Annotated in this window: 41 protein-coding genes and 1 pseudogene; 4 read left to right on the top strand and 38 right to left on the bottom strand. The window is 47.2% G+C overall.

From position 1 onward, the window contains the following. Positions 1-25: 25 nt before the first annotated feature. The 16 genes and pseudogenes from MHH60_RS32005 to MHH60_RS31935 form a co-directional block, all read right to left on the bottom strand. Positions 26-577 (bottom strand): hypothetical protein, encoded by a 552-nt coding sequence (locus MHH60_RS32005; protein ID WP_076138941.1) that lies wholly within the window; start codon positions 575-577, stop codon positions 26-28. Next, positions 574-984 carry a minor capsid protein gene (locus tag MHH60_RS32000; RefSeq protein ID WP_076138940.1) on the bottom strand — a complete coding sequence of 137 codons (411 nt, stop codon included), beginning with the start codon at positions 982-984 and terminating at the stop codon, positions 574-576. Before MHH60_RS32000 ends, MHH60_RS32005 begins: the two co-directional genes overlap by 4 nt. A 4-nt stretch (positions 985-988) precedes the next feature. Next, complete coding sequence (locus MHH60_RS31995; protein WP_076138939.1) at positions 989-1,441, bottom strand: HK97 gp10 family phage protein; 453 nt, start codon at positions 1,439-1,441, stop codon at positions 989-991. Then, a complete protein-coding gene (locus tag MHH60_RS31990; RefSeq protein ID WP_076138938.1) occupies positions 1,434-1,751 on the bottom strand; it encodes a hypothetical protein in 318 nt (105 codons plus the stop codon). The genes MHH60_RS31995 and MHH60_RS31990 overlap by 8 nt, the downstream gene beginning before the upstream one ends. After that, the gene (locus tag MHH60_RS31985) at positions 1,748-2,041 is read right to left on the bottom strand and encodes a hypothetical protein (RefSeq protein ID WP_256715261.1); all 294 of its coding nucleotides are present in this window, start codon (positions 2,039-2,041) and stop codon (positions 1,748-1,750) included. Before MHH60_RS31985 ends, MHH60_RS31990 begins: the two co-directional genes overlap by 4 nt. Positions 2,042-2,138: 97 nt before the next feature. Further along, a complete protein-coding gene (locus MHH60_RS31980) occupies positions 2,139-2,489 on the bottom strand; it encodes a DUF7210 family protein (RefSeq protein ID WP_076138936.1) in 351 nt (116 codons plus the stop codon). Positions 2,490-2,541: 52 nt separating this feature from the next. After that, a complete protein-coding gene (locus MHH60_RS31975) occupies positions 2,542-3,687 on the bottom strand; it encodes a major capsid protein (protein WP_076138935.1) in 1,146 nt (381 codons plus the stop codon). A 31-nt stretch (positions 3,688-3,718) separates the two neighbouring features. Continuing rightward, positions 3,719-4,096, bottom strand: coding sequence for a head decoration protein (locus tag MHH60_RS31970; RefSeq protein ID WP_076138934.1), 378 nt, complete (start codon positions 4,094-4,096; stop codon positions 3,719-3,721). 14 nt (positions 4,097-4,110) lie between these two features. Beyond that, positions 4,111-4,809 carry a scaffolding protein gene (locus MHH60_RS31965; RefSeq protein WP_076138933.1) on the bottom strand — a complete coding sequence of 233 codons (699 nt, stop codon included), beginning with the start codon at positions 4,807-4,809 and terminating at the stop codon, positions 4,111-4,113. Between the two features lie 102 nt (positions 4,810-4,911). Then, positions 4,912-5,034: pseudogene (locus MHH60_RS33400) on the bottom strand (YfbU family protein); the annotation flags it as partial. Positions 5,035-5,187: 153 nt separating this feature from the next. After that, positions 5,188-6,261 carry a phage minor capsid protein gene (locus MHH60_RS31960; RefSeq protein ID WP_076138932.1) on the bottom strand — a complete coding sequence of 358 codons (1,074 nt, stop codon included), beginning with the start codon at positions 6,259-6,261 and terminating at the stop codon, positions 5,188-5,190. Between the two features lies 1 nt (position 6,262). Then, entirely contained in the window at positions 6,263-7,762 is a 1,500-nt protein-coding gene (locus MHH60_RS31955; RefSeq protein WP_076138931.1) for a hypothetical protein, read from the bottom strand. Positions 7,763-7,778: 16 nt separating this feature from the next. After that, positions 7,779-9,209 (bottom strand): DEAD/DEAH box helicase family protein, encoded by a 1,431-nt coding sequence (locus MHH60_RS31950; protein WP_076138930.1) that lies wholly within the window; start codon positions 9,207-9,209, stop codon positions 7,779-7,781. Then, a complete protein-coding gene (gene terS, locus MHH60_RS31945; RefSeq protein WP_076138929.1) occupies positions 9,202-10,074 on the bottom strand; it encodes a phage terminase small subunit in 873 nt (290 codons plus the stop codon). Before terS ends, MHH60_RS31950 begins: the two co-directional genes overlap by 8 nt. Positions 10,075-10,148: 74 nt before the next feature. Further along, complete coding sequence (locus MHH60_RS31940) at positions 10,149-10,820, bottom strand: DUF4145 domain-containing protein (protein WP_179088983.1); 672 nt, start codon at positions 10,818-10,820, stop codon at positions 10,149-10,151. 272 nt (positions 10,821-11,092) lie between these two features. After that, positions 11,093-11,287 (bottom strand): hypothetical protein, encoded by a 195-nt coding sequence (locus tag MHH60_RS31935; protein WP_076138927.1) that lies wholly within the window; start codon positions 11,285-11,287, stop codon positions 11,093-11,095. A 294-nt stretch (positions 11,288-11,581) separates the two neighbouring features. Here MHH60_RS31935 and MHH60_RS31930 point away from each other — a divergent pair, with 294 nt between their 5' ends. Continuing rightward, positions 11,582-11,878, top strand: coding sequence for a hypothetical protein (locus MHH60_RS31930; RefSeq protein WP_143766812.1), 297 nt, complete (start codon positions 11,582-11,584; stop codon positions 11,876-11,878). A gap of 214 nt (positions 11,879-12,092) precedes the next feature. On the opposite strand, the gene MHH60_RS31925 is transcribed toward MHH60_RS31930, so the two are convergent. Next, complete coding sequence (locus MHH60_RS31925) at positions 12,093-12,242, bottom strand: hypothetical protein (RefSeq protein WP_179088982.1); 150 nt, start codon at positions 12,240-12,242, stop codon at positions 12,093-12,095. Between the two features lie 299 nt (positions 12,243-12,541). Beyond that, positions 12,542-13,027, bottom strand: coding sequence for a hypothetical protein (locus MHH60_RS31920; protein ID WP_076138924.1), 486 nt, complete (start codon positions 13,025-13,027; stop codon positions 12,542-12,544). Positions 13,028-13,301: 274 nt separating this feature from the next. Here MHH60_RS31920 and MHH60_RS31915 point away from each other — a divergent pair, with 274 nt between their 5' ends. Further along, complete coding sequence (locus tag MHH60_RS31915; RefSeq protein ID WP_143766811.1) at positions 13,302-13,541, top strand: hypothetical protein; 240 nt, start codon at positions 13,302-13,304, stop codon at positions 13,539-13,541. A gap of 63 nt (positions 13,542-13,604) precedes the next feature. On the opposite strand, the gene MHH60_RS31910 is transcribed toward MHH60_RS31915, so the two are convergent. Then, positions 13,605-14,072, bottom strand: coding sequence for an ASCH domain-containing protein (locus tag MHH60_RS31910; RefSeq protein WP_076138922.1), 468 nt, complete (start codon positions 14,070-14,072; stop codon positions 13,605-13,607). A gap of 112 nt (positions 14,073-14,184) precedes the next feature. Between MHH60_RS31910 and MHH60_RS31905 the strand changes: the two genes are divergently transcribed. Next, positions 14,185-14,361, top strand: a complete 177-nt coding sequence (locus MHH60_RS31905) for a hypothetical protein (protein WP_179088981.1) — start codon at positions 14,185-14,187, stop codon at positions 14,359-14,361. A gap of 45 nt (positions 14,362-14,406) precedes the next feature. Here the strand turns inward: MHH60_RS31905 and MHH60_RS33395 are convergent, their stop codons facing one another. Genes MHH60_RS33395 through MHH60_RS33385 form a run of 3 tightly spaced genes read right to left on the bottom strand, consistent with a single transcriptional unit; the run spans position 14,407 to position 15,515 of the window. Continuing rightward, a complete protein-coding gene (locus tag MHH60_RS33395; protein WP_256715260.1) occupies positions 14,407-14,646 on the bottom strand; it encodes a DNA methyltransferase in 240 nt (79 codons plus the stop codon). Then, a complete protein-coding gene (locus MHH60_RS33390; protein ID WP_370511519.1) occupies positions 14,592-15,131 on the bottom strand; it encodes a DNA methyltransferase in 540 nt (179 codons plus the stop codon). The genes MHH60_RS33395 and MHH60_RS33390 overlap by 55 nt, the downstream gene beginning before the upstream one ends. A 9-nt stretch (positions 15,132-15,140) precedes the next feature. Further along, a complete protein-coding gene (locus MHH60_RS33385; RefSeq protein ID WP_445667991.1) occupies positions 15,141-15,515 on the bottom strand; it encodes a DNA methyltransferase in 375 nt (124 codons plus the stop codon). A gap of 280 nt (positions 15,516-15,795) precedes the next feature. On the opposite strand from MHH60_RS33385, the gene MHH60_RS31895 reads away from it, so the two are divergent. Further along, a complete protein-coding gene (locus tag MHH60_RS31895; RefSeq protein ID WP_179088980.1) occupies positions 15,796-15,969 on the top strand; it encodes a hypothetical protein in 174 nt (57 codons plus the stop codon). Positions 15,970-16,033: 64 nt separating this feature from the next. Here MHH60_RS31895 and MHH60_RS31890 read toward each other — a convergent pair whose 3' ends face one another. The 16 genes from MHH60_RS31890 to MHH60_RS31815 form a co-directional block, all read right to left on the bottom strand. Next, positions 16,034-17,536 (bottom strand): DNA cytosine methyltransferase, encoded by a 1,503-nt coding sequence (locus MHH60_RS31890; RefSeq protein WP_076138921.1) that lies wholly within the window; start codon positions 17,534-17,536, stop codon positions 16,034-16,036. Continuing rightward, on the bottom strand, positions 17,533-17,673 hold the full coding sequence (locus MHH60_RS31885; protein WP_179088979.1) for a hypothetical protein: 141 nt from the start codon (positions 17,671-17,673) through the stop codon (positions 17,533-17,535). Before MHH60_RS31885 ends, MHH60_RS31890 begins: the two co-directional genes overlap by 4 nt. A 159-nt stretch (positions 17,674-17,832) precedes the next feature. After that, positions 17,833-18,264 carry a DUF5348 domain-containing protein gene (locus MHH60_RS31880; RefSeq protein ID WP_076138920.1) on the bottom strand — a complete coding sequence of 144 codons (432 nt, stop codon included), beginning with the start codon at positions 18,262-18,264 and terminating at the stop codon, positions 17,833-17,835. A 15-nt stretch (positions 18,265-18,279) separates the two neighbouring features. After that, complete coding sequence (locus tag MHH60_RS31875; RefSeq protein ID WP_076138919.1) at positions 18,280-18,702, bottom strand: hypothetical protein; 423 nt, start codon at positions 18,700-18,702, stop codon at positions 18,280-18,282. After that, positions 18,677-18,889 (bottom strand): IDEAL domain-containing protein, encoded by a 213-nt coding sequence (locus MHH60_RS31870; RefSeq protein WP_076138918.1) that lies wholly within the window; start codon positions 18,887-18,889, stop codon positions 18,677-18,679. Before MHH60_RS31870 ends, MHH60_RS31875 begins: the two co-directional genes overlap by 26 nt. A 36-nt stretch (positions 18,890-18,925) precedes the next feature. Continuing rightward, positions 18,926-19,936, bottom strand: coding sequence for a hypothetical protein (locus tag MHH60_RS31865; RefSeq protein WP_076138917.1), 1,011 nt, complete (start codon positions 19,934-19,936; stop codon positions 18,926-18,928). Positions 19,937-19,962: 26 nt separating this feature from the next. Beyond that, on the bottom strand, positions 19,963-20,376 hold the full coding sequence (locus tag MHH60_RS31860; RefSeq protein ID WP_076138916.1) for a RusA family crossover junction endodeoxyribonuclease: 414 nt from the start codon (positions 20,374-20,376) through the stop codon (positions 19,963-19,965). Then, entirely contained in the window at positions 20,327-20,518 is a 192-nt protein-coding gene (locus MHH60_RS31855; RefSeq protein ID WP_143766810.1) for a hypothetical protein, read from the bottom strand. The genes MHH60_RS31860 and MHH60_RS31855 overlap by 50 nt, the downstream gene beginning before the upstream one ends. After that, positions 20,515-20,697, bottom strand: coding sequence for a hypothetical protein (locus MHH60_RS31850; RefSeq protein ID WP_179088978.1), 183 nt, complete (start codon positions 20,695-20,697; stop codon positions 20,515-20,517). Before MHH60_RS31850 ends, MHH60_RS31855 begins: the two co-directional genes overlap by 4 nt. After that, positions 20,694-20,852, bottom strand: coding sequence for a DUF6906 family protein (locus tag MHH60_RS31845; RefSeq protein WP_179089007.1), 159 nt, complete (start codon positions 20,850-20,852; stop codon positions 20,694-20,696). Before MHH60_RS31845 ends, MHH60_RS31850 begins: the two co-directional genes overlap by 4 nt. Positions 20,853-20,865: 13 nt before the next feature. After that, positions 20,866-22,263: a replicative DNA helicase gene (gene dnaB, locus MHH60_RS31840; protein WP_076138914.1), complete on the bottom strand. Its 1,398-nt coding sequence runs from the start codon at positions 22,261-22,263 to the stop codon at positions 20,866-20,868. After that, the gene (locus MHH60_RS31835) at positions 22,238-22,576 is read right to left on the bottom strand and encodes a hypothetical protein (protein WP_076138913.1); all 339 of its coding nucleotides are present in this window, start codon (positions 22,574-22,576) and stop codon (positions 22,238-22,240) included. The genes dnaB and MHH60_RS31835 overlap by 26 nt, the downstream gene beginning before the upstream one ends. Then, positions 22,554-23,546, bottom strand: coding sequence for a helix-turn-helix transcriptional regulator (locus MHH60_RS31830; protein ID WP_076138912.1), 993 nt, complete (start codon positions 23,544-23,546; stop codon positions 22,554-22,556). The genes MHH60_RS31835 and MHH60_RS31830 overlap by 23 nt, the downstream gene beginning before the upstream one ends. A gap of 27 nt (positions 23,547-23,573) precedes the next feature. Then, positions 23,574-23,753, bottom strand: coding sequence for a hypothetical protein (locus tag MHH60_RS31825; protein WP_076138911.1), 180 nt, complete (start codon positions 23,751-23,753; stop codon positions 23,574-23,576). Next, positions 23,750-24,457, bottom strand: coding sequence for an MBL fold metallo-hydrolase (locus MHH60_RS31820; RefSeq protein ID WP_076138910.1), 708 nt, complete (start codon positions 24,455-24,457; stop codon positions 23,750-23,752). The genes MHH60_RS31825 and MHH60_RS31820 overlap by 4 nt, the downstream gene beginning before the upstream one ends. Next, a partial coding sequence (locus MHH60_RS31815) for a recombinase RecT (protein WP_341161206.1) occupies positions 24,457-25,075 on the bottom strand: 619 nt, incomplete at its 5' end. The genes MHH60_RS31815 and MHH60_RS31820, both read right to left, overlap by 1 nt.

Genomic DNA, 25,075 nt, shown 5'->3' with positions numbered 1-25,075 from the left:
TCTCCTTACGTGTGCTGTTTATTATTTATGCCGTGGCAGTTATATCTCCCCATGTATAGATAAGCCCCCTAGGCGTTGCTTCCAATGATGGATAAGCCATTGCCGAGATAGTCATCTTCAGGTTGTCATCCAGCTTGAAACCAGCATTCATGTCAAACTTGATACCCACGCTCTCAATATAAATAAAGCGAGAAGGATCGGTAACTCCCACTGGCTTAATGACTGCTCGTTTACGTGGCAGCTCCTTCCCCGCCAAACCAGTAACCTGGTATTTAATCTTGGTCGGAGTTGTAGCATCAGTTACCTTCAGTGCATGAGGATTGTAATTAGTTACTTTGGCGAAATCCATATCTGGAGTCTCGAAGTTAATCGCACCTGTAGTACCTGTAGCAATTGATTTTACTGGCGCTGTACCCGTCTGATCCGTAGTCGGCTCAAAATAGGTAGTGGTGGTTGTAAAGTTAATACCACCTTGCGTCAAATCAATCGTAACAGCATCCACCTCAGGAGCACCTTCTTCATCTACGCCCCAAATGAATTCTCCTGGACCCGCAAATATTTGGTTAACATCACTCATATGGTTGTTGCCTCCTTTGAATAAAATTCAAAATTAGTCGAATACATAGGGTGGTCCTTTTCGTCCAGCCCTAAGTAAATTGGTTGCATGGTCTCAGTGCTAGCAAAGACATAAGTGCTACCGATCATATAATTTGGCTTGCGATGTAATAGCTTTCCTAATCTCTTCGCCAGTGCCTCAGTTGCTGCCATGTTTGCAGGCGATGTCTTATATGAATTCCCTTTGACGATGATCTGGTACGTCGGTCGCTGAGTCGGAACGTATTTGTCCGGAGGATATCCCCCGGAATCCATCACGTACAAGGTCGGGAGTTTCGCCTCGACGGGATCCGCAGGAATAAAATTAGGATCTGGATACACGGAATAGCCTGCTGCGGTCAGGTAAGCAATCAATTCAGATGCAAGCACGGCATCACCATCCTTCTAGAAGCCCAGAAAGCTCCTCTATAATCCATTGCTCATTCATCTTAATAGCATTCTCCAAAAACTTCTTACCAGGAGAGTATCCGTTGTAATCACCTTTGCTGCGAGTTTTCTCGCCAGGTTGGAATTGAACAACTGCACCGCTTTTTGTCCTTCTGAATCCTTCGTGCTGAACTACTGCATAGGAATTCACATCAACGGTAGCCCCAAGATCGATATACGTTAGCCCGATTAAATGCTTGACCACGTCTATATCCAAAGCTCCTACCAAATCCCCTTCATCAATAGGAGCAAGTCGTTTGGCATCGTGTATGATCTTCAGCGCAATCTTGGTCAGTTTCTCTTCCAATCTGCGATCGATCTCACCTTCTAAATCATCTAACCTTCCGATGATCTTATCCAGTCCCTCGATATTGATCGAAAAAGTATTGCCATTATCCATAAAGGACCACTTCTTTCACATCATCGGTACCGAGATACTTCCTGATCTCATAATGCTTCACGTCGATACGGATCTCTGTGCTGAGCGCGTCAGTGTAAAGTAGCCAGTCATCGAAGCCGACCGCATTGATTCCCTCCAGGTAGACAGTGTAAGCGATCGTAATCTCCTCGCCTTTTGCGTTCTTAACCAGCTTCTGCTCCTCGACCACCTTGGCATCCTTGATAACTGGATCAGCTGGGATAGGCCGCCCCCACTCATCGACACCGGGGTGATAATGGATTACGGTCGCAGGATATCCGAAAAGGCTCATATCAGGCACCCACCGTATTGCAGATCGGTGCTGTCATCGTCATCAGGCACAATTTCAAACGCAGGCGTTCCAAGCAGCTCCCGCACGTCCGGCGCGACTACATCACGGATACCGCTATAAGTGACCCCTTCACCGTTGTCATCAACCGATTTCACTCCGTGTTTTTGATATTTGAGCGCCGGATCCAGTCCTTCCATCTCCCAAATAGCTTGCAGCGCAACAATCTCCACAGTCTGGACTGCTGTCGGATACCAACGGGCAAGGTTACGCTCCGCTTGTTTTACAGCCAATGGCTGCTTTAGAGGTTTCTTGTCCCACGCTTGGGTGTCAAGAACATTCTCTTCTATCCAAAGATTGACTTCTTCGGTAGTGGCCATATTCCATCACCTACTTCTTCTCTGCTTCAGCGATGGCATCAACCAATTCCTCAGCTGTCTTATCTTCCGTGCCCTCAATACCAAGCTCAGCAGCTTTCATCTGGAGGTCAGACTCCTTCTCGGCGATAGTCTCCTTAAGTTTGGATTCACCCAAACGTCCCGCATTGGCAACACCGAGCGCCTTTCCTCGATCCCGCAATGCCTGGAGCTCGGAATCATCCTCCGGCAACGTCTCGACTTCCTCGGCATAGCCCTTAGCAATCAGATCTTCAGCAATCTCGTCAGCTACCTTACGGATAATGTCTCCCGGCTTCATCCATTTGCCGCCGTTCTTAACTACGCCTTTTAGCTTAATATCCACTTGATTCACCCTTTCTAAGTTGATAAAAAGAAAGAAGCCCCTAATGGAGCTCCTAAATTACAGTTGCGGAAACAACACTGTCTGCCCAAGCAAATGCTGGGAAGTTCAGAGCAACGCCGGCAGTGCGGATGCGGATCGGATTCTTCGTCACATCGCGGAAAACGTAAATGCCCATGTCTCCAGTTTGCTCAGCTTCGATCTCAGCAATCATTTCCTCTGTGGTCTTAGCCCACAGATAGTTACCGAGTGGTCCATCAGGCAGCAGGATAAATCTATTCTCTGGCACCATACGAACTGTAGTAAATGCCAACTTGCCACCAGTCAATGCACGGTCCTCAGTACGGGCTTGTGTATCGTAAGCCACCAAGGTCGGGAATTCCATTTCGTCAAAAACGGAATCCAACTGTGCTTTCGTCAACTGTGGAGGCTGTGCTTCACCAGTTGGGTTACCATGGTAATGCCGACGAATACCCAGGTTACGCCGCAGGTACGTTATGATCTTCTGAGAGGTCATAGCACGGCGCAGGCGGATACCTTTGGCTCTCCACAAATCAACCCAGTGTTGAATATCATCCAATGGCGTGGAGTGGATGAAATCGCTCCACAGGTCCGTCCCTGTCAAGACAGGCTTCTGTTCGGAGGTATAGCCGTAGTCAACATCGACCTTGACATTTCCCTCGTTGTATACGACTTTCCCGCTCCATACAGCAGTGAGTGCTGTCCATTCACGTCGCGCTCGAATAGCATCTACAGTAAACTGTGCATCGTTGAACTGTCTGCTACGTAGTTGATTAACTTCCTCGGACCGCAGACCATAGCTTTGCGATGCTTGGAGAGCCATACGCACAAGCCGTTCGTCCATATACCGACCGAGTTGAATTTTTGGAATCTCAATGCGACTTCCCTTCATGCCTTCGCGGGAAGCATATTCAACTTCCGTCCCGAGTTCGGCAATCTTCGCCATGACTGGAAGACGTGCAGATTCTTCTTGAATCACGTCCACTGTCAGCTCGGCCACTTCACGCGGTGGAAAGAGAATAGGGCTGATGTATTCGTTGGATGTTTCAAGATTACGGGAATAGACGAGCAAGTCATCTCCTGACAATGCTTCTTCCAGCGTCAGATCAATCGGATCACCGGCAGCGAACAACTGCAGATTTAACTTCAGGTGACCACCTGTGATAATTTGTGAGTTCATTATTGTTCTTCATCCTTTCTCTAATTGGAGATTATTCAAAAACAATGTGTGGCATTTTTGTGCGCAAGGTTTCGTCAACAGTGACTGGCACGCGAGCAGCGATGATTTTTGCAACCTCATATCCGCCAACAACATGGTCGCCGTCCTTGACGTTTATGCTCCGTTTAAGGATAACTGTTGGGTTTTCGCTGCCGTCCGTGCCAGCAGCTTTGTAAGGTACGTACTTACCGGAAGCGGTCAGCTTTGCCATTGGCATACCCTTTTTAATGATCTTGTCTCCATTGACGTCCGCCGTAACGGCAGCAGAATCAATGGTGATCCCGTTGGTCACCTCGCGGATAACTTCAAATGATGCCAGAATTTCATATTCATCCTGGACAGTGAAACGTGGTCTTGGTTGCAATCTCATGAATTATTCCCTCCTTATTTTTTGGCCCATGGATCATGAGCTGTTGTACCACCGACAGCACCACGGTTCTGAGCTAGCCTAACGATTTCCTCGCGACGCTTCTTTTTATCATCAGCAGTGCCTCCAGTGATGTCGGCGCCGAACTTACCGCCACCTTGTTTTGTCTTAAGCAAGTGTGGTTTCTTCTTTGCTAGCGCATCCAGTGCTTCCATGACACCCGTCAGATTGCCTTTTTCGTCTTCCTTGGCAGCAGTCAGATCAGCAAGGGCGAAAGCATCCTCCCAATCAGCAAACCCGAGTTCATTTGACAGAACCTTAACCTCGGCAGTAAGTAAGCGCTGGAAGATCTTCTTGTTCTGCTCCGTTTCGCGCTCCTTGATTTGCTCGTCAACCAGACGGCTGACCTCGGCAGGGTCAAGTGTCCCCTTGTCTTTATCTTTGTCCTTGTCTTTCGAAGGCTTCAATGCTGCTTGCATAGCTTCAACCGAGTCATAACCCAAGTCTTTTGCCAGCGTCTTCTGAGCCGCTTTCTCGGCACGAGACAGACGAGACTGAACAGCTGCATCTAGATCAGCTTGTGTGAAGGTTTTCCCCTTGTTCGGATCATTTGGATCAGGGTTAGGATTCGGGTCCGGATTTGGGTTAGGCTCTTCAGCAAACAGCTGCAAGTCCAAAGGAAAACGTGTTGCTTTTCTGATGATATTTTCTTTCATGGTATAGACCTCCTGTTTAAGTCCGGGTGGACTGCCTACCGCAGCTTTTATGGCGTCTTCACGGTGTTTTGGACATAAAAAAAGGACCCTTGTAGGGTCCAATTAAGCGTTAATAATTTCATTGATTTCTTCTTTTGAAAGATTAGAATAACGTGTCTCAACGTTTTTACTGCTCCATACTCTAAGCATTTCTCTATACTTAGGGATCATTTTACGGTGACTGTTATATTGGTTATCTTTCTATGCAGGAACGGCTGTTGTTGTACAACCAGTATGATATTCTAGAGCGATTCCATGGACTCATCTCCCAAACTTGGTATAATTACATCCACATTATACCAAAGACTTACGAAGTGGTCTGTAATCCGTTCAATATTATTAGCGATTGGTTAGATTTGTTGATAGATTAGTATTTCTATTAATTTGATTCACTTCTCGGTAAAGCTCCTGCAGCTCAGCGTATTTCCTAGTCCCACGCATCTTGTTGCTGGCGAACTGCTTTAGGTCCGGTGTGTCGTTCGGAAGAGTGGCCTTGTAACGGATCCACTGCTTGCGAGTCTCGTTCTTCCGCGACTTCTCCCGCTGTAACTCGTTGTACCGCTTCATGTTTGCCTCAGTACGGTTATCCTCAAATGGCCGATTGCTGTCCTTAATGGTCTGCTCAACCTCAGATGCAGAAGTAAACTCCTCAACCCATACTGACAGCGAGTGAACGCAATGACTATGATAAGGCGGTCGCAGGTCCAGCTTAGGGAATCGCTTGTCATTACCACTAATAGAATAAACGCGATCCTGATACTTGGCACACAACGAACAAGTAATGCCAACAAAGTTTACATACACCAGGTCCTGCCCGTTCTGAACAGCCATGTTTTCTGTACCTGTGACATGTGCCTTACGCTGATGATACTGCACAACCCCAGCCATGTACTTGTCGGCTGGGATCTCAGCACCATTCTTGGCTATCATCCCAGTGATGCCCTGCTTGTTAACCTTAGCAACAGCATTTTGTGTAGCCTGTCTCCGGTTAACACCTTCGATAAGTGACTGTTCATTCGCGATCCTGACAGCATCCTCGATGCGCTGCTTGGCATCACGGCTCATGTGCTCTGATGCTTCAAGAATCGAATAGAATCCATCGTCTGAGATCACCTGTGCCGCTCCTTGATGCACAATTGCATTAACGGTAACGTCCAATACTTCCCGAGCAATGCCGGCAGCAACAAGTTGTGCAACAGCCGCATTAGCTCCATTTCGGTATTCGCTTCCTATAAGATCAGCTAGCTCTTGTCCAGCATTATTGGTCAGCTCATCAATAATTGCATCCACCTGTTGAATTAGCTGCTGTTTACGACGATTTGAATTGTTTCCGTCAAACAGTGTTTGAATTAAAGAACGCAAGCGTTCATCCGTCTGGATATATAGCGCAATCAGTTCTTCTGTTGTAGCCATATTACACCGTTACCCGGGGCGGCTGTGTGAAGGTCGGGTTCAAGGTATCAACCGCATTCTCATCTTGAATTTTCAGGATCTCAGCCGTGATTGCTTCCTCCGACCAGTCAGGGTGCAGACGTCGTACTGTGGTTTCAAGGGACTGAACGCCTTTGTCGTACTTATCTGTTTCTTCTGTATCCTTCTCACTATCTGCCTTAGGCAACATGTCTCCCCATTCAATGACAGGGTTAACAGGTTTTAGATCAGCACTACCCAGCGCATTTTCCAACAGCATACACTTCCGGATAGCATTTTTAATGGCTGCATCGAATTTGCCTTTGATCGCATCTGCTTTGATGACTGATTGTATCCAGAGGTACAGTAGTGCAATTCCGGTATCTCCTTTTCCATCTTCCATGCCAGCAGCCTGAATAGATGTCTTGGATACAGCCAACATATACCGAATCAGACGATTAACGTGTTCGAAGGATTGTGTTGTCTTCGCATCCCAGGTAATGTACTGTGGAATCGCTCCTGTTTTCTCGTCAAATGACACAACCTCAAGATCAGCACCGCGAACAAACCGAGCACCGTAATCCTTCTGGTTCTGGTTTGCGACTGTATCCCATAGTGCTCGAGGTATAGCCAGCTTCGGCTTACCGTGCTTATCGAAGACAATGGAATCCCGCGTAATCGTCCAGTTAATCTCTTCTTGGATAGTATCGATATTCCGAAGAGCAGAACGGCCACGGGGGTGTAGCAGAGTTTCATCATTTATAACGAAACCACATAACAGCTCTGCTACATCCTTTAATGTCTCATCTTCTGGGATCTCGATTTCATATTCTTCAGCATATTGTTTGATATCTATTTCGTCGGCTACTGTTTCGCCGTCCATCTTAAACACCATCTGCTGAATGGTAAGACCTTCTTCACTCAACTCTTGGCGCTCCACTCGGAGGAACTTCAGCTTTCTACCTTTGCTATCATCCCATTCTTCAATCCAAGCAAGGTCAGCCCCATTACCATCCTCGTGTGGAAAGTAACGATCGCCGAGTAGCCATTCGAACCAGACCTTCCCCTTAGCGCTCCGGCGGATCCGGTAGGCGATCAATCCATCGACCTGATGCTGTGTTACTGCTGCCCATATCTTGTCATTAGGCTTGGATGCGGCAACCACACTAGATACAAACTCCAGTTCAGGTCCAGCTTCTACATCAGCCGACACATTGCCAAGCGCACGATTAATCAGATCAGCTGGTACCTCAGCGACCAGACTGGCGAAGTTGACCACAACATACTGGTGCTCGGAAGTTATTTTGATGTCCGGCGCAGCACCTCGGCGGATCAATCCAGGTCGTGACCGCCGAATCACGCGCTCTGTGGTTTGGATGCTTCGGGCACGTGGAAAGATCTGATCATGATCTCCACCGTAGAGCAGCCGGTAATATTTCATGTCCTCAACCTCAACATCATACGGTGGTGGTGGGAAACGCTTCTTGCTGTAAATGATGGTCATTGTGTTCACCTTCCTTTTACCAGCCCGAAGGCCGTTGATTGGTGTATTGCATATCCTTCTCGGTTACAAACGACAGGATCACCGCGTCAGCTCGGTCAGGAGAATCAAGCCCGCGCTTCTTCATATCCTCTTTCCGCTCCAGAGCAAGCCTTCCTTTGCTGGTCATACGGTACTTCCGCTGTGACAGCTGAGTAATTAATCTTTCATCGTTAGGAAGTTCGATGTCCATCGGAGCACCTTGCATATGCTTGGAGAATGCTTCCTGTAGAACATCCCTGAGAACAGCCCAAGATTCTGTACCTCTGTTCTCATAATGCTCCAGTTCATCATCAGTAGCCTTGCTACCGTTGTTCACTGGTATAACTCTCCAATCCGATAAACCCTCTTCAATAATCACTTCATTAAGACGATCCGTGACTCCGCCGCCAACCCCACTGTCATCGACCTTGATCTCAACGCGGCGAAGAGTTGGCGTATCTCTTAACATCTCCCTGCCAGCAGCAATAACTCTACCAGCGGTGACCATGGTGTCTTGCTTGTTGTAGCATTGCAGTGGAAATACCTTCATACCGACTCGTGGGGCAATAACCGTTTCATCATCTCCGAAGCGTGCCACGTCCACTCCAATGTGAAGAGTGTCACCTCTCGCTTCGACACGAGCACCTGCCGCAAGTTCTACCAGCTCGAGGGGAATAAAAGCATCTGCTTCAGCCTTCGGAAACTCTCCGAAGACACGGACCCGGATAACATCGCTGTCCGCTCCATATTTATCAATCAGCATCTCAATGTTCTCGCGGCTGGTGCGCTTGCTATCCCTGCTATCAACCTTATGGGTCTTGAACCTTGATCGGTCCCGATTGTGAGAATCATAAAAAACCCCACTCGTCCGAGTCGGGTTGCTACATAGCAAAAGCTTATTTCCATCACCAGATAGTGTACCGAGTATGGTTTCCATGATCCGGTCATCAATACCCGAGGCTTCATCGACTACAAATAGCATGTAGTCTTCATGAAACCCTGCCATGTTTTCTGGCTTCGTCGCTGTCCTGGCTGTCGCAAACCAGCGTTCCTCATGGCCTACCATATAAATCTTGGTCTTGGTCCATTTCAGCAGGTTCTTTACCAGCGAGCGTTCTAACCACTTGGAAACCTCAGCCCAAAGCACATCATGCAGCTGCTGCTTGGTCGGGGCTGTACACACCACTTTGGGGTTAGGTCGGCAACAGAGGAACCAGATAACAAGAGCTGCCTCGAATGCCGTCTTTCCCACACCCTGACCGGAGCGAATACTGGTACGTGGATGCATGGATACATCAGCCATTGCCTTCCGCTGCCAATCGTCTGGATCAAAGCCGAGCATATCTTCGGAGAAAGCGACCGGATCGTCCCAGTACAAATCAATGAGATCAGTCAGAGCAGCGACAGCATTGTATGGTTTACTACTCATGTTGTTCACTCGCTTTCAGGGCTCTGCGCCGCTCTGCAATCTCACGAATTGCATCAGTCCAGCTCGCGGTTGCGCCTTCTGCTCCTTGCATCTTCTGAAGCTCAATCCGAAGGATTTCCGTGCGAACCTGTTTCTCTTCATCAACCGCAATAAGTTTGTTCTTCAGCTCAATGGCCCGAATCTTCTTATCCTGGATGCGGGTCAAGGCCTCCTCCAGCTTCAAGATGTCATCCAGTTTGCGGAATGTCTTCTCCTCCACCTTGGAGAGTACCATTTCATCCCGGGTAACCGGAACACTCTTCGTAATGCCTGACTTCTCATCGTGAACGGTACCCATGCCCTTGATGCTCTTAAGCTCTTGCAACTCACTGCGCTCTTTCTCGGTAAGGCCGTCCATCAGGTTCTTGATCCGCTGCATCATGCGACGTTCCCGTACAGAAAGAAGGGTAATAGATTCATCAGCCTGAGCAACTGGATCAGTATTAATATGATCCATTAGCTGCTGTTCGGCTTCAGTAAGAGTGTCCATCCAGATCATTTCATGTTCACCAGTGGTAACGGCCTTCTTGTTACCGAAGGGACCGCCATGGCCTCCCTTGTTACCTAGCGCATTCTTACTGCCGGGAGGTGCACCACCACGATTACCGACAGCATTTTTATTACCTTTAGGTGCACCGCGCTTTTGTTGTACAACAGAATCTGAAGATTGTTGTACAACATTCCATTTATCACGTTGTTTCCAGACGGCAACTTTCTTTTCATCGATGCTCAGCTGCTCGGCGATATGCCGGTTGGTTATGTTTCCTCCGTGATCTAGCCATATCTGTTTTGCATGGTCACGGTTCGGATCTCTTGCTCTGGCCATTACATTATCACCACCCCCGGGATGAGATTTCGGGCAAAGAAAAAACACCTGAATTCACTCAGGTGCCGTTGTAGTTATTGCATTTCTTCAATGACTCTTTTGGTAATAATCTCTGATGAAATCCAATGAACTGTGACATCAATTAGTTTTTTAAGGTCAGAAATATCTTTGGTTTCCCATTTCCGGACATAATGTGTCTCATCATTCCCAATCCAAACTGCCCTTTCAGCAACCAGTTTGATATTTGAGTTGTCAACATCATCCTTAATGCATTTTCCTAAAAGTTTCTTCTCAATAACTTCTCTTTCTTTTTCAAGAAAATTAATTAAGTAATCTTTTATCAAGAATTCCAAAGCTTTTCTATATCCCATTCCAGCTACATGATTCAGTCCAGAATTATCAGCCGTATATGCTTGTCCATAAATTTCTTTGAACAATGGTGATAGTTCATTTATTTCACCACTGAATTCTGGCGTTAATAGATTGTGAGGGGCGCTTCTTCTATATTGCCATTCATCTATGTAGCCTGAATAATAATACGAAATAAAAAGAGATTGGCACTCTCTTCTAGTACACATGAATACTATCTCGGAATCACCCTCTTGAAAGTAACCAGCATAAATAATTTTGGGTTCAAGAACGACATTACAGATAGGACATTTATCAGGATATCGATCTACAGAAGTATAACTCTCGGCTGTATATTTCCCATCTCCAGGACGTGCATATTTAATGTTTCTACTCATAACCATCCTCCTAAAAAGTGACTTTCTATTCCAGTATCAGACAATTTAAGAGGCTAGTCAAGGTTGAGTAAAGTAGCAGCGCATGTGAAATTTATGTTAAGTCGGTTTTGCTGTAGGGTCTGGCTGTAATCAGTCAGCACGCTGTGTGGATTGTACCGTCCTGCCCTTATTCAGTTTCATCCTCACAAACGGACTTCCTCTAAAGCGCTGAAATAGTCTCACAGAAGGTCATATATAGGCATGAAAAAAAGCACCCGTTAAGGTGCTTCGTTTTATCCTCTTATTCCTTCTCTTACCCCTTTAAGAATCACTTTATACGCATCTGCTACAGCTTCCGCGCTTAAATGAACTTGTGTGAAACTCGCTATTGCCGAGTGTGCAGCGTCAACACCCGAAATCGCTACTCCCCTTGCCTTAATAAGTTCTTGGGTGATCTCAGCTGCTAATTCATAATCTGTCTTAGCCATCTTTTAGACACCTCCCTTCGACATCATATTTCGACGTCTAGGAAGATTTTCCCTTCTCGCACTAATCTGGCCAATCTATTTTCTTAGCTAGTCTCCGAAGGTATTCATCCGTAAATTGAGAGATACCCTGACAAGCGTTAACCACTTGATATTTTTCGAGATACTTTGGAGACTGAGGTTTGTCTCTTTGGCATTTCACCCTGGAACAAAACTGTGCTGTTCCTTCCCATCTTCCCCAGATACACCCGACACACTTCTCTGGCTGCTGGGGCGGGTCCTTCTGCTTCATTCGCTTTGTCTTCGCCATTAGAAATCAACCTTCTTTCCGGGAATATACCAGGCGTTATCGCTGCCTTTGAACAGCATCGGGCTATTACATTCGATACAGAATATTTCCTCGCATTCATCAAGAGCCGACTGAGGAACGAACAGGTGCTTGCTGCAGCAGAGGATAATCAATCCGGATGTCAGTTCATTCTCATCGTTCAGCTTCATATTCACGATTGCCGCAACTCCTTCCGGAATAATAAAAAGCCGCCCAATAATGAGCGACTTCTGCTGGTATATGTACGTTTTTTAATGAATAAATAACGATTAAAGCAAAAATCAAACGCTTTTTAAACAATGGCGTCCGCTAAGTGTCCGCAGCAAATGCGCTACGCTCTTTGCTTAAAGTCTTTACCTCCATTGTTACAGAGGAGAACAACACCATTTTACTGATACTGAGAAATCGAAGTCAAAGCCGCTACATCCGATCACAGGCAATACGCTCCCTGAAATCTCATCTTGTCTCCTATTTTCTCACTCATTCGATAATAGCGGGGGCAGGGATTTGAACCCCGGCTTCAGCCAGTTTTTTGCTGGCGTTGCGTCCAGACACCCCACATGTATAAGGCGATAATTTATTAGATGCGGCTATCGCTAATCCGCCATTTCCGGAATGGGAGATATTCACCCTCGGCGCTATCGCTCCTCAACAGGCATTATCCAGTATTTTGTTCGGCACTTACTCAGGTAGCCGGCAACCTCCACGATCCAACCTTTACCCGTCGTGGTCACGGTTATTGGGGGGTAAAGGGAATGACACACCCTCAAGGTTGGAGTAAATAGAAAAGCGAGAGGAGGTACACCCCGGTTAATGCTACATTTCTGTAGCCGTGCGTGTCACTCTCGCCTGATTTCCACATTACCAATATAGCACGGTAGAATACTCATGTGGTGTTCAGAAAACCCCGTTATTCCGCCATGTTTTCCTCAGTTTCTCTTCAAAATTTCATCGAAGAATCCCATCTGTACTAGGGAGTTTGCTATCATCTTAGTTCCCCTCTCAATGTAACGATCCACGGTGCTGCCTGATGAGTAAGTAAACAGGATCGTATTGCTGCGGTTATGTCCTTCAATGAAGCGAGCTTTAATCACCTTCTTTATTCCCTGGTGCGGGATTAGATTATATGCCCGGAAGATCATGAACGTATAAACGCGATACCGCTCATACATCCACTTCTGCTTTTCAGTCAGGATCACAGCATTGGCCGTTTTGTCGGCATACAGCTCGTCCGCGCTTAGCCTGCGAGCAACCTCTCCATCAACCGCGACCTGAGCCATTTCTGATTGGAATCCATTGAAATCCTCAATAAACAAAATCATGTCCCTATATCGTTCGAGATAGAACTCGGTTTCTTCGATTTCCTTGTCTGATGCTGTAGCGAACAGTTCCCCTTGCTCGTATGCTATCGCCATTCCCCTCATTCCCCTTTATGTTATAATGTCAAGAGGAATGCTCTTCATTTTAGGACTCCCGCCCCGGCCAAGGATATGGGGGTTATTCACATTATTGTCGAATTTTCATTTTTCGTGCCTCGCTGCGTGTCTCGTATATACCCCCAGTAGGTATACGGAGCCTTCATTGTATGAAATACACTTATTTCTTCTGTTCATTAATAAAAATATCTGTGTTTTAATAGCCTTACTCCCATTTGAAAGGATGCTGACTATGCTTAAAACAGATGCACTAATGGCTGAAGTAGCACGGAATATACGCAAACTTGCCCGCAGTTTAAATCCTACTAAAACCTTTACACCACCAGGTTCAAAAAAACGAAAGTACACACAAACTGAACTTTATCTAGTAGTTCACGATATTGAGAATTATGGTGGTCCAAACAAAGGTGCTTATGGTGTAGATTCTTTTATGCGTAGAGAACATCCAGATCTAACAAGATATTTTGGGATAAAGTTTCCTGTAACCCAATAGTCGATTAATATTTAGCTGCCTTCTGGTTCCAGAGGGCAGCTATTAATTTAATATAATTCAACACTATAGATTGCGTATCATACTTGCTCCTTCCCAATTCCAGAGGCCCTGTTGTCCCTTTGACGGGATGGGCTCCTTCAGCTGCTTAACGTCCGTCATTTTCCAGGCATAACGGCCTTCTTCGTACCAACCAAAGGAATATTCGGTTTCATCAATCACTGCATCGACACGACCATTGTCATTTAACACATAAGCAGTACAATTTATCTCACTGACATCAGTTATCCGATAGACCTGTTTTAAATTTGTGATTGCGAGTACGCCCCCGGTCGGCAGGTTATCTGCAGTGTATCCATGTCGGGCAAGCGCTGCCTTGATTTGTGGTACCTCGCAAGCTTCTTTGTCGATCTTCTTACCAGCGTGTATCGCCAGCTCACCACGATGCTTCGTGGACCAGTTGCGTGTTTCAAATCCCTTTTCCCCAATCGCAGCAAGTGTCGCCCAGGGCTGGATTATTGTTATGGCCTTCATTTTGACTCACCCTCCAAATATTTTTTGATTACTGGTTAACATAATGATTGTTTCTATATAGAATTATTTAGGTCGCAAAGCGATACTCGAAATTTCCAAGGAGCAATTTTATATGTCACATCCAATCCTAAAAACCACTTTCCTCATTGATGCATTTGTACTTGAAAATCCGGAATATGAGAAACTACGTAGCGACTTAGTAGCAGCGAAATTAACGAATGATGAAGAATGGGATTACGAAATACGCGAAGAATTTGCCAAGTTAATATCCGCACTTGATTGGTGGTAAGAAATTTTACACGGCCCATACCAGCCTCTGTTTTTTAAATTAATCTCAAAATAACTGTTGCTGTATGATTGCCGTCCGCCGCTGCGCAATCTCCACATACTGCGGACCAATTTCGATGATTGTGCATTCCCGGTTGTTCTCTAGTGCGACCTTCCGGGTGGTTCCGCTGCCGCCGAAGGGGTCAAGGACATGTCCGCCCAGCGGAGCACCTGCCAGGATGCAAGGTTCTATCAACTTTTCCGGGAATGTGGCGAAGTGCGCTTCGGCAAACTGCGCTGTGGCCACTGTCCAAACTGACCGCTTGTTTCGGGATCCGGAATCATTCGGGATGTTACCACTGCTCTGCCTCTCAACCATTTCGGAGTTATCGAAGCTTTGGCCCCGGTGTACTCCCCCCCACGGAAGGTCTTGGTGTTACCTTTGGCTCTAGTCCGAGATTGAGGAGGACCGAATGCCCCCTTTGAACCTCCGACTGCCTTCATGTTACCGTTTGTCTTAGCTCCGCCGTTCGCCCGGGATGATCCGGTCTGTCCCTCGAGATCCTGAGCAAGTCGAACCATGCTTGCTGCTGCCATTGGCTCCTTTATCGCATCGCTGTCATAGTAGTAGCGCTCGGATTTCGATAGAAGGAACATATACTCATGCGCCTTCGTCGGACGGTCTCGGGTGCTCTCTGGCATACAGTTAGGCTTGCTCCATATGTTGTCCATCCGCAGATACCAACCGTCTGCCTGAAGCGCAAAAGCTACGCGCCACGGGATGCCGATCAAATCCTTCGGCTATAGTCCAGTCGGAATTATTTTTGATATCGGCCTCATACCGCCGAGGTTCCGCTCGCCTGTCGTAGGATCACCCATTCCGGAGATACCAGCCTTCGCGTAACTATCCCCGTAATTGAGCCAGAGCGTCCCATCCTTGCGCAGTAACCTCCAAACCTCACGGAACACCGCCACACAATGAGCAACAAACATTTCAGGCGTTGGCTCCAGCCCGAGGCATCCGGTCCACGCTGGCACAGTCACCGGCAGTAGCCCAGGCATAGGTGTATATGTTGTTTCCGGCCAGTCTGTCGGCGGTATGCCGTAATCCCGGAGGCCCCAATACGGTGGGCTGGTCACGCAAGTGTGAAAGCTCTCGGCCCCCAGTGTCGGCATGATCTGCATGTTGTCTCCTTGCAAGATCATTAACAACTCCCTCCTTTCAACAAAATCCTGAATCCTCACAACTAAATTCCATGTCGTAACGATAGTTAATGTGAAACCCGCCAAACATCACAACTTCACAAAATATTAATTTCCCTCCGCAACTATTGAGGGGGATGGAACGATGGTTAGGTCGGGAAAAGGGCAGAAAACTATCAGCTGCCCTTAAATATCTCTTACTTGTGTCGTATATAGTCCAGTAAGAGTTATTCAGTAAAAGGAGGATGTTAAGATGTATCAGTTAAAGCCAAAATGGGAATACTTCATTGTTTTTGTGAATGAGTTTCCGGAGTATCAGGAAATCTACGAACAAATGCGTTCATCAGAACAATCTGGTGATATCCTCACTGCATTGCAGTACGCTGGTGATTTGCACGACGCCATGCGGGCTAAAGGCCGGAGGTAAGCATGAAATCACCAGTGAATGCAAGAATCGCACGGCCCCCACCTGCAATCATCAGCTTCGGCAGTTATAGGCTAAACTCCATCTGCCCCGCAGCAGGCTTGTATCTCTCCAGGGATAGCGCCCGGCCAGCTCCGACACACAATTCCGGGACGCTTGCCTGGACCATAGCTCTCGCCATTTCCGGAGAAACTGAGTTGCCGCATTTGGCTACCTGCTGCGATTTTGGAACCGGGCGACCATTTTCCTTATATCCATCAATGATATAAGTGCAGGGAAATCCTTGAGCTGCGTAAAGTTCACTGGGGGTAAGCATTCGGAACCCGATGTCCACTACAACATATGGCGCTCCCATGATGTGGACAATCACCAAGCCAAACCGATCATGTGTCGGTATTGTATGGAGCGGGCTGTTCAGGTCTTGCCCTATGCTCGATCCGTAATAAGCCACCAAGAATGCATATACCAAACCATGATGATTGCCGCCGGCTGTTATAGTTTGCAGAGGTGCATTTACTGACTGCCCAATGTTCGTGCCCCGGAATTTGATGATATTCGCAGTGACCAGCCCGAAGCGATTGGCAGTATCCAGGGTAAGCAGAGGATTATCAAGTGTTTGTCCACAAGCCTTTTGGCCTTTTATATCACCGTGATATTTCGTCAAGAATGGAAGCACAAGGCCATATCCATTTTTCGATGTCATTGTTCCGAGTGGGCTATAGATATCCTGCCCCCTGAATCCTTCGCCGGAATGATTCACTGTTACGATGAATGGATTAGGGTTTTCAAATCCGTATTTTACAGATCCGAAAGCAATCCGCCGTTGAGTGCTGTCTGCCAGTGGGCGCTTAACAGTCAGTCCGTATTTCTGCTTGATCTCATCCGCTGAGTCAAAAATACTGGGGCAGGGGATGGACCAGTCGATAATCTCAGCAGCTGTCCGCCATGGCTTCCGCTTCCCAGCCTGTACCTCCGGGCTGTCAGGCGCTCCGTGTGTTGGCTCCGGCCAGACAATGGGCTTGCCGTCTCGCCGCATTTCCATGCACAGCCGTTTTCGAGAGGTAGGGGCACCATAATCGCAAGCCACCAGCTCGCGCCATTCGACTGCATAACCCAGCTGTCGGAGGCACTCAACGAATGATTCAAAAATAAGCCCCTTCTCCTCTGGAATCGGCTGCCCATCTTCATCAAGTGGACCCCAGTCCTGGAATTCCTCAACGTTCTCAAGGATAATGACACGCGGTTTAACTGCAATCGCCCATCGGATTATTACCCACGCCAAGCCCCGTATCTTCTTCTCGCGCGGTTTCCCGCCACGGGCTTTACTGTGATGGGTGCAGTCCGGTGAAAACCACGCCAACCCGACAGGCCGCCCGCGTGTTGCCTTTACGGGGTCAACATCCCAAACATCCTCACAGTAATGTTCTGTCTCCGGATGATTTGCCTTGTGCATAGCAATAGCAGCTGGATCGTGGTTAATGGCGATGTTTGGGCTGCGGCCTATTGCAAGCTCCATTCCGGTGCTGGCCCCGCCTCCGCCGGCGAAGGAATCTACTATGATCTCTCTCATATCCATAAGAACACCAATCCGATCAGCAGCAGCGTCAGGCTGAAATTTCGCAGGACCTCTATAGGCTCAGGCTGCAGCTCTTCCCGGGCGGATATAATACGCCCCTGATCGTCACGTAAGCGAATAACTGTTTTCATCTTGGATAACCCCTCCTGATCTTCTGATTCAACTTGCTCCAGCGTCTGGGGCGGCGACGCAGCAGTTCTGCCTCGGCTTCCTGCCGATGAACCGGATGCGCGCCGCTATCCCATAGGACCATCTGCAATTCCTTAATAGAAGCAGCGCGCCAGTTCATACTAATCCCAGAGGGGAAGCTTCTTGACCCGGACCCGCAGACCTTCGAGTGAAATCTTCGGATTTCCGACAATGTAGTAATCATCGCCGTTATGCTCGATGTGGGAGTAAACCCAAACTTGATCTCCCCAAGAATCGGTGTATAGATACTCAATTGCTTGACCTGATGTGAAATATGAAGTCCTGCTTCCGTACCGTCCATCTGGCCGCTTGTAAATAGTTTCTTCTGCAACCAGTGGAGCAGAAATTTGGCGGATGTACCTCCGAGCCTTATTCAAATCTTCACTAATTACATTGAACATGCCCCGAAGATACTGAGCATCAGGATCCTCTCGGGCATAGATGCCTTCGTTCTCTCCTTCCTCAATCAATTTCGATACCCGCTTAAGCTGCGGCTCTAGATTGGCCAAAGCCGATTTTATTTGATCCATCATATAAGTCCCTCCCTTTTATACAATCCTGGCTGTGCTCCAAAATCCCTTAGTGTCGGTGTTAGCTGCTTTATTACGCTTCATCAGATATTCATAATGCCGGGGTCCGTACTTCTCTACCTGGTCATTGCGGTTCTGGATGATATCAGCGATCAGCTTATCGAAGTCATCTGTGCAGTAAAAATACCGGAGATACCGATCAAGCTCAACATAACTGCGATCGATATTCTTTAGTAAGTTGAAACGATTGGATACGTTACGTTTGCCCATGTGATCACTGATTCTGACGCTATTCGCTGCTCCGTAATCGAACTTGAGATAAACACTGTTAGTGGTGTAAGCATCGTATCTCTGAACGGTTATACCTCGTGCCTTAACGACCCGAGTAATCCGGTCTGCCAACTTCCGTATCGATTCATCTTTTGTATGTGATTTGCCCATGGGCTTGCACCACCTTCAGCTCAGCCAATTCTACCGAGTATTGATAAAATGCTGCTGCATCCCAGTTGTCGAGTGCTAGGTCAATTTGTTCTTGCAGCTGCTCAATCCGATAATTACGCACAGCTGTCTCCCAAACCACTTCGATATAAGAATTCAAGGCCAGTGCATAGAGTCCAATGAAGAACATGCTGTGGTCACCTCCTTGTAAGAGAAGAAGCAGCTATTAAGCTGCTCCTCCGCTACTTTTCATTTTCTTTGCTGCTAGCTTCCGGTATACGCTATACCGCGATGACAGCTGCCCACTCGTCATACCATTCTCATTAACGATTTCCCGCCAAACCTTATTTTCCTTAAGTCTTTTCTCCAGCAGGTCGGGGAATGGTACAGGTTGACCGTTATACTCCACTTCAGCAAAGATCGGACGTTCTGCAAGTATGAAGGCGTCAAGTTGTTCCTTGTCGACCTCATCGGCCTCATCTTGTTCAGATGATGGATGCTCTTCAATACCTGCAGGCTGGACGCTATCTGATTCCCAATCAGGCGTGAATCCATTACCTTCTTCATTTTGAATGGATCCGTCTACTTCTTCGATGACTATGTCTCCCGCCTCACCTTCAGCAGAGCCGCCATCCTCAGTGACTGAAGCAGCCTCTGCTGCTGCGGAAGGAGCTACACCCTGGGACTGCATCCACTCATGCCAAGCTGCTGCGGAAGGAGCTACACGCTTGCGATATTCATCAATCTTCTCGACGATCTTTCCGCTACTGATTCCGAGCTCAGAAGCGATTTTCATGTATGTCTCACCACTGGCCAAGCGGAGGGAAAAGGCGACAAAGTCATAATCCAAATCCTCATACGTTGGAGCCAGACCAGACTGGATAAATTCTTCAATTACAGATAGGTCAATTTCTGCCGGCTGTTGTTTGATTTCAATCTTCTCAGCGGGTAGGCCCAAATCCATTGATAGTTGTTCGCCTTCTGGCTTAACCTCGGAGACAATACCGTTGTCCACCTTATAGGTTCTAATAGGCTTCTCCGTGCGTGCATTAATCTCAATGTTGTAATTTACAACCGTTGAATCAAAGGACGCCGTAACCTTATCTCCAATCATTTCATGCAGCCATTCAATCTTTCCGCGAAGTTCTTCGCCCGAAACGCAAAGCAAGATGTTCACATCACCGTCTGCCTTCAAATCAACCTTTTTGACCAAACCTTTAAAATCGAGATATCCCACAATTCCCCATTCCCTTCACATTTGGATTAAGATAATTCCTTGATTTTGACTTCAATGCGCGGTCGGTTGCTGTACCGTTTCCGGACGAAAGCATCTACCACCTGGCTATCATCTTTCCAGATGACACCCTTCAGAGCATCCTTCACCCCCTTCAGGTAGTTGTCCGCGTCCGGCTTAGTGACTGGCAGGATCTCGCCGCGCTCAGCTGCTGCTGCTTTCTTCTGGCTGAAACTCTTAGGTGTGGAACGGTAGGCTGTGATTGCTATTCCTAAAGCTCCTTCCAACAGAGCAGCCGGTGCATAATCTCGAGCAGCCAAACGGACATAATCCTTATAATCCCGAGATTTGGCGGGATCATAGGCTCTCGGAAATCCACCAGCAGTGCTAAATTTAGGCCGGCCCTGCGCTACGGGTTCCCCGTATACGACGAATTGAATCATGTTTCCTTCCATCCCCTTCCCTGCGCGGCTTCATTGCAGTGTCCAGTACATACACCGTACCGATGACATGCCCACGTTTATCAAATACAGCGAAGTAATACTTCTGCTGGAATAAAGGATCAATAGGTCTATCAGGAATCAACTGACCTCACCTCGCTTCCCCATTACTGTTTCAAACTCAGCAATACCCTCGTCAATTTCTGATGCACCTAGCTCCGCAAATTCAGAAAGAAGTATGTTACGATCAGGCACCAATCCAGTATGAGTGTACTGAGTAACCATGTAGTGATACACGTGCCAGTAGTTCCAGGCACCCATCACACTGCCCTCCTGATCGTCCGTAGTTTGCTAGAGTACCGATTTATCAGTACTAACTGAGCGTGTGTATCCCGCTCTACTAGCCAATTCTCAGCAATCAATCCTGCTTCCTTGATCTCCTGCTTTTGTCGGCGTGTTGGTCGTTTCCCCTGCTTCATCCCAATCTCCCCTTTACTGCGCCAACTTGCGCTTATCAATGTCTTTCGGTGCTTCAGTTTCAGTGTTGTGAGCCCTGTCATAGTTGACGAATTTGTTGAACTGTTTCAGGAATATTAACTCAGCCGTACCCAGTGGACCATTCCGCTGTTTGGCAATGATGATCTCGATGATGTTCTTCTTCTCAGTTTGCTGGTCATAGTAGTCATCCCGATACAAGAAGGCTACTATGTCAGCATCCTGTTCGATTGAGCCAGATTCTCGCAAGTCTGAAAGCATTGGTCGCTTATCCTGGCGCTGCTCTACACCGCGGCTGAGCTGAGACAGTGCAACCACTGGAACATCAAGCTCCCGGGCAATCTGCTTCAGTGTCCGAGAAATCTCAGACACCTCTTGTTGTCGATTCTCATTTCGCTTGCCGGCACCAGAGATCAACTGAAGGTAATCGATCAAAATTAAGCCTAGTCCCTGCTGCTTTTTCAGCCTGCGGCATTTGTTTCGGATCTCATGGACGGTCAGCGACGGCGAATCATCGATAAAAATATTACTATTGCCTAAGATACCGATCGCCTCCGCGCCCTTCCTCCAATCGTCTTCAGCGAAGTCCGCTGTCCGCATATGGTTAGCGTCTAAGTTCGCTTCCGCACAAATCATCCGTTGTACTAACTGTGGCGCCGACATCTCTAAGCTGAATATTGCAACGGTCTCCTTTGATCTCACTGCTACATTTTGAGCGACATTCAGAGCAAAAGCTGTCTTCCCGACGGAAGGCCTAGCTGCTACTATGATCAGATCGCTTTTCTGAAAACCAGCAGTTAAGCGGTCAAGATCAACGAATTCTGAAGGAATACCGCTAATGCCGTTCTCGGCCTTATTGGTGGCTCGATGCTCCATATCCTCGTAGACCGCAACAGCTACCTCGCCAATCCTCTTGAACTCTTGTTTTGGTGCAGCTTGATCAGACAAGCGCGAAGCATTCACCTGTACTGATGCCAGTACTTGAGCTGGATCTTCACTCTCGGATGCCATCTGCGCTTGTTCAAGACCCGTTCGAATCAATTCGCGGAGAAGGTGCTTCTCTTTCAGAATCCCGATGTAATAGTCCACATTAGCTGCGGTAGGAACACCCCTGGCAATATTAGATAAATAACTAACACCGCCAATCCCTTCAAGTTGCCCGTTGTCCTGAATCCTAGAAGTCAGAGTAACCAAATCGATCGGCTGACCTTCCTCGGCGATCTGTTCCATAGCTTCAAAAATGAATCGATGCTGCGGGTTATAAAATGCATCAATCGGCAATTCCAGCATGGCTTCAAGAGCATCGCCTTCCTTGTCGATTAGCACTGCGCCCAATACAGCAGCTTCAGCTTCTGGATTATGTGGCATTTTAATGCTGGACATTAAGTCTTGCATAAATTTCCTCCTTCAGCCCGATCGGAGGAGGTACTGCTTCTAGTCTCGATGCGTCCATTTCATGCATCAGCTCCTCTGTCTGTCTTCGCATCCGCTCTCGCTCCAATTGCTCTCCCAATCTTCCACGTATCTGTGAGATCTTCGGGGGAAAGTCACTGGTCATGAAGTGCTGCCGAAAGTTTGACACAGCCACCTCGTATGGAATGTCCTTTAGAACATCGAGATCCTCCTCCACTGCTTGTAGGCTGGCATCAAAGTTGCTATAACGCTTCTTAATTGTCTTGTACAGCTTAGCGACTTCCAGCTTGTTCACGAAGCTCCTCCTCCTTGATGAATTCTTCTAAGTCTTCAATTTCCTGTTGCTGTTTGCTTTTCGGACGCTCTCTTGAGGCTCCCAGGGCGACTGTTCCCTGTTGTGAAGATACAGGGGGAGTTAGGTACCGCTCAAGAAATGAGGACAATTCATCCCAACAGCCAAAAATCACGGTTTTGCAATATGAGAACGTCCGGATCTTATCCGAAGGTCTCCTCCGTTTGGCTTTCTTACGGGCAATTGCCAGATCGATGAAAAAGTATACGAGATCCAGCGGCATGGCCTCGTTCGCAATCTCACGAACATGTTCCCAATCGGAAGGAACGGGACTAATTAGCCCGTTACGTTGCATGTAATACTGCTCGATTTGAAGGACACGTTGCTCGACTGTCGGTTTATCAAGATCTATTTGGCCTGTGGAGACGGCACCCACAGCGGCGGTCAGCACCCCGGATCTTGAACTCAACTCTTTTTGATCATCTTCTTCCAAGCCATTAATCCATCTATCAATCAATATCTTTGTAATATCTTTATTAGATCGGACATTTTTGTCCTGGAGATCGGACATTTTTGTCTGATCACTAGGGGTAGAGATCGGACATTTTTGTCCTTTCTCCCCCTCAGATCGGACATTTTTGTCTGATCTCTCAATAGACCATTTTTTCGAGTTATGAACGTTGATAATAAGTCCGTAAGGAGCGCGAGTGACCTTTATGTAACCGTGGCTTTCTAAAGTATTCAACCAACGGCTCACGGTCTTCTCAGTAGCTCCGAATGGTTCCGCAAGCTCTGAAAGCTTCCATGGCTTATTCCCGTGGACGATGCCCCAAACAGTTCCGTCCCGTTCCTTCTCGGAAGTGGTGGAGCTGACGCACCATAGGAAAAGCCATATCGCGCTGCCTATTTTCTTGTAGTGTTCTGGCTCCAACAATCCGGAGTACATGGGAAACGGGTAACTGCCATCGGGCATTAAATCATCCCCTAAAAATCATTCATTTCAATCTCTATCATCCTGCAAATAAACTATCGGGTACTTCACCCTCTTGACTGTGAAGCCGGGATAACCAAGAGCAAAATATGCTTTGGTCTCTCTTTTAAACTCTTCTTGATCTACCTTCATCAGCTTCCAGATCCGTTCGCCCATCATACTTTGCATCATAGGCTTGTCGTTGATCATCGGTCAGCCACCCTGACAAGTGCTCCGGTAGTCTCTTGAATCTCCTGTTTGAATCGCTCTGCATCACTATTACCGTCAGATAGATGTAGTAACCAAATCTCCTCAACATTCCGGGTATCATTGGCTTTCAAGAATTCTTTCACATTCTCAAGCGAGAAGTGAGAGCGCAGTAGCCGCTTCTTTTGTGAAGGATGCAATCTCCCTGCTGCCACCCGCTCATTGACGATATCTCGGGAATAATTGCATTCCACCATGATGTGAGTAAGTTCTTTGAAGCGATGTCGGCAATAGTAAGTATCAGTCAGGAAGACTAGTTTATCTCCCTCTGGATTGGCTAGCAGGAAGCCTAACGGCTCCTCCACATCATGCTGAATATCAAAAGGTAGAATTGTCCAAGTACCAATTGTGAACTGTTCTAACGCCTTTATGATCTTCAGACGATGTCCTGACAACCCTCTAGCAGTTGCCGTACCTGCGCTGGTGTAAATGTTTATACCTGCTCGCATGATGTCAGGAGCAGCCTTGCTATGATCCAGATGTTCATGTGTGATAAGGCATCCGGCAATGTCTGACATTCGGAAGTTAAGCGCCCGCTGTATCAACTTATAAGGAAAACCGGCTTCCAGCAGAAGCACGGTATGCCCGTCAGATATGCGATAGGCGTTACCCGCGCTGCTGGAGCCGAGACATTGGATGTCAATCATCAGAACTGCATCTCTTGTTCAAGAGGAGGAACATCATCAGCAAAATTGTTAAGATCATTACCAGCTTGAGCCTTATTTCCAGTCGGTTGTCGTTTGGTCTCAGGAGTTTTTGACTTCTCTGCTGTTGAAGCTTCAGTAGCCTTTTTATCCGCTGCTACTTCCGGTGTGATATCAATAATCTCTCCGTTCGCATGTTCTGCAATCTCTGCTTCCACCTCAGCTTCAGCAATCATTTCATCCTGTGCCTTGAAATGTTTCATGATCAAGCTACTATCATCGGAGGTGTTCATATAAGCCTTGCATGCTCGATTAATGACAGTACGCTTTGCCATCTCACCAGGGAATTCATTATGTGTGCTGTTCTCCTTGTCGGGTCCTTGCTTCGACTTCTTCCATGATTGACGAATCTCACTCATGGTCATAATCTCGGTGTACTCATTACCGTCTTCCCAATAGATCGTGCAGTATGCTCCAATAATCTTGCTATCATCGATGTTTTTAAACGCTGATTTATGCTTAGTGATTTTCTTACGACTGCGAACAATCTCAAATTCAAATTCATCATCTTGGTAGATGATCTGGGCATCGATGTCGGAAGCTCCTGTTACATTCTTAGTT

The organism is Paenibacillus sp. FSL H7-0716 (assembly GCF_038002705.1).
Taxonomy (GTDB): Bacteria; Bacillota; Bacilli; order Paenibacillales; family Paenibacillaceae; genus Paenibacillus_AQ; species Paenibacillus_AQ odorifer.
This window is presented reverse-complemented; position numbering and strand designations above follow the sequence as displayed.

Excerpts from the sequence above, each read along its gene's own strand:
- MHH60_RS32005 (WP_076138941.1), bottom strand. The coding sequence starts at position 577 with ATGAGTGATGTTAACCAAATATTTGCGGGTCCAGGAGAATTCATTTGG.
- MHH60_RS31995 (WP_076138939.1), bottom strand. The coding sequence starts at position 1,441 with ATGGATAATGGCAATACTTTTTCGATCAATATCGAGGGACTGGATAAG.
- MHH60_RS31990 (WP_076138938.1), bottom strand. The coding sequence starts at position 1,751 with ATGAGCCTTTTCGGATATCCTGCGACCGTAATCCATTATCACCCCGGT.
- MHH60_RS31975 (WP_076138935.1), bottom strand. The coding sequence starts at position 3,687 with ATGAACTCACAAATTATCACAGGTGGTCACCTGAAGTTAAATCTGCAG.
- MHH60_RS31970 (WP_076138934.1), bottom strand. The coding sequence starts at position 4,096 with ATGAGATTGCAACCAAGACCACGTTTCACTGTCCAGGATGAATATGAA.
- MHH60_RS31965 (WP_076138933.1), bottom strand. The coding sequence starts at position 4,809 with ATGAAAGAAAATATCATCAGAAAAGCAACACGTTTTCCTTTGGACTTG.
- MHH60_RS31960 (WP_076138932.1), bottom strand. The coding sequence starts at position 6,261 with ATGGCTACAACAGAAGAACTGATTGCGCTATATATCCAGACGGATGAA.
- MHH60_RS31955 (WP_076138931.1), bottom strand. The coding sequence starts at position 7,762 with ATGACCATCATTTACAGCAAGAAGCGTTTCCCACCACCACCGTATGAT.
- MHH60_RS31950 (WP_076138930.1), bottom strand. The coding sequence starts at position 9,209 with ATGAGTAGTAAACCATACAATGCTGTCGCTGCTCTGACTGATCTCATT.
- terS (WP_076138929.1), bottom strand. The coding sequence starts at position 10,074 with ATGGCCAGAGCAAGAGATCCGAACCGTGACCATGCAAAACAGATATGG.
- MHH60_RS31940 (WP_179088983.1), bottom strand. The coding sequence starts at position 10,820 with ATGAGTAGAAACATTAAATATGCACGTCCTGGAGATGGGAAATATACA.
- MHH60_RS31935 (WP_076138927.1), bottom strand. The coding sequence starts at position 11,287 with ATGGCTAAGACAGATTATGAATTAGCAGCTGAGATCACCCAAGAACTT.
- MHH60_RS31920 (WP_076138924.1), bottom strand. The coding sequence starts at position 13,027 with ATGGCGATAGCATACGAGCAAGGGGAACTGTTCGCTACAGCATCAGAC.
- MHH60_RS31915 (WP_143766811.1), top strand. The coding sequence starts at position 13,302 with ATGGCTGAAGTAGCACGGAATATACGCAAACTTGCCCGCAGTTTAAAT.
- MHH60_RS31910 (WP_076138922.1), bottom strand. The coding sequence starts at position 14,072 with ATGAAGGCCATAACAATAATCCAGCCCTGGGCGACACTTGCTGCGATT.
- MHH60_RS31905 (WP_179088981.1), top strand. The coding sequence starts at position 14,185 with ATGTCACATCCAATCCTAAAAACCACTTTCCTCATTGATGCATTTGTA.
- MHH60_RS33385 (WP_445667991.1), bottom strand. The coding sequence starts at position 15,515 with ATGCCGACACTGGGGGCCGAGAGCTTTCACACTTGCGTGACCAGCCCA.
- MHH60_RS31895 (WP_179088980.1), top strand. The coding sequence starts at position 15,796 with ATGTATCAGTTAAAGCCAAAATGGGAATACTTCATTGTTTTTGTGAAT.
- MHH60_RS31890 (WP_076138921.1), bottom strand. The coding sequence starts at position 17,536 with ATGAGAGAGATCATAGTAGATTCCTTCGCCGGCGGAGGCGGGGCCAGC.
- MHH60_RS31885 (WP_179088979.1), bottom strand. The coding sequence starts at position 17,673 with ATGAAAACAGTTATTCGCTTACGTGACGATCAGGGGCGTATTATATCC.
- MHH60_RS31880 (WP_076138920.1), bottom strand. The coding sequence starts at position 18,264 with ATGATGGATCAAATAAAATCGGCTTTGGCCAATCTAGAGCCGCAGCTT.
- MHH60_RS31875 (WP_076138919.1), bottom strand. The coding sequence starts at position 18,702 with ATGGGCAAATCACATACAAAAGATGAATCGATACGGAAGTTGGCAGAC.
- MHH60_RS31870 (WP_076138918.1), bottom strand. The coding sequence starts at position 18,889 with ATGTTCTTCATTGGACTCTATGCACTGGCCTTGAATTCTTATATCGAA.
- MHH60_RS31860 (WP_076138916.1), bottom strand. The coding sequence starts at position 20,376 with ATGATTCAATTCGTCGTATACGGGGAACCCGTAGCGCAGGGCCGGCCT.
- MHH60_RS31845 (WP_179089007.1), bottom strand. The coding sequence starts at position 20,852 with ATGAAGCAGGGGAAACGACCAACACGCCGACAAAAGCAGGAGATCAAG.
- dnaB (WP_076138914.1), bottom strand. The coding sequence starts at position 22,263 with ATGCAAGACTTAATGTCCAGCATTAAAATGCCACATAATCCAGAAGCT.
- MHH60_RS31830 (WP_076138912.1), bottom strand. The coding sequence starts at position 23,546 with ATGCCCGATGGCAGTTACCCGTTTCCCATGTACTCCGGATTGTTGGAG.
- MHH60_RS31825 (WP_076138911.1), bottom strand. The coding sequence starts at position 23,753 with ATGATCAACGACAAGCCTATGATGCAAAGTATGATGGGCGAACGGATC.
- MHH60_RS31820 (WP_076138910.1), bottom strand. The coding sequence starts at position 24,457 with ATGATTGACATCCAATGTCTCGGCTCCAGCAGCGCGGGTAACGCCTAT.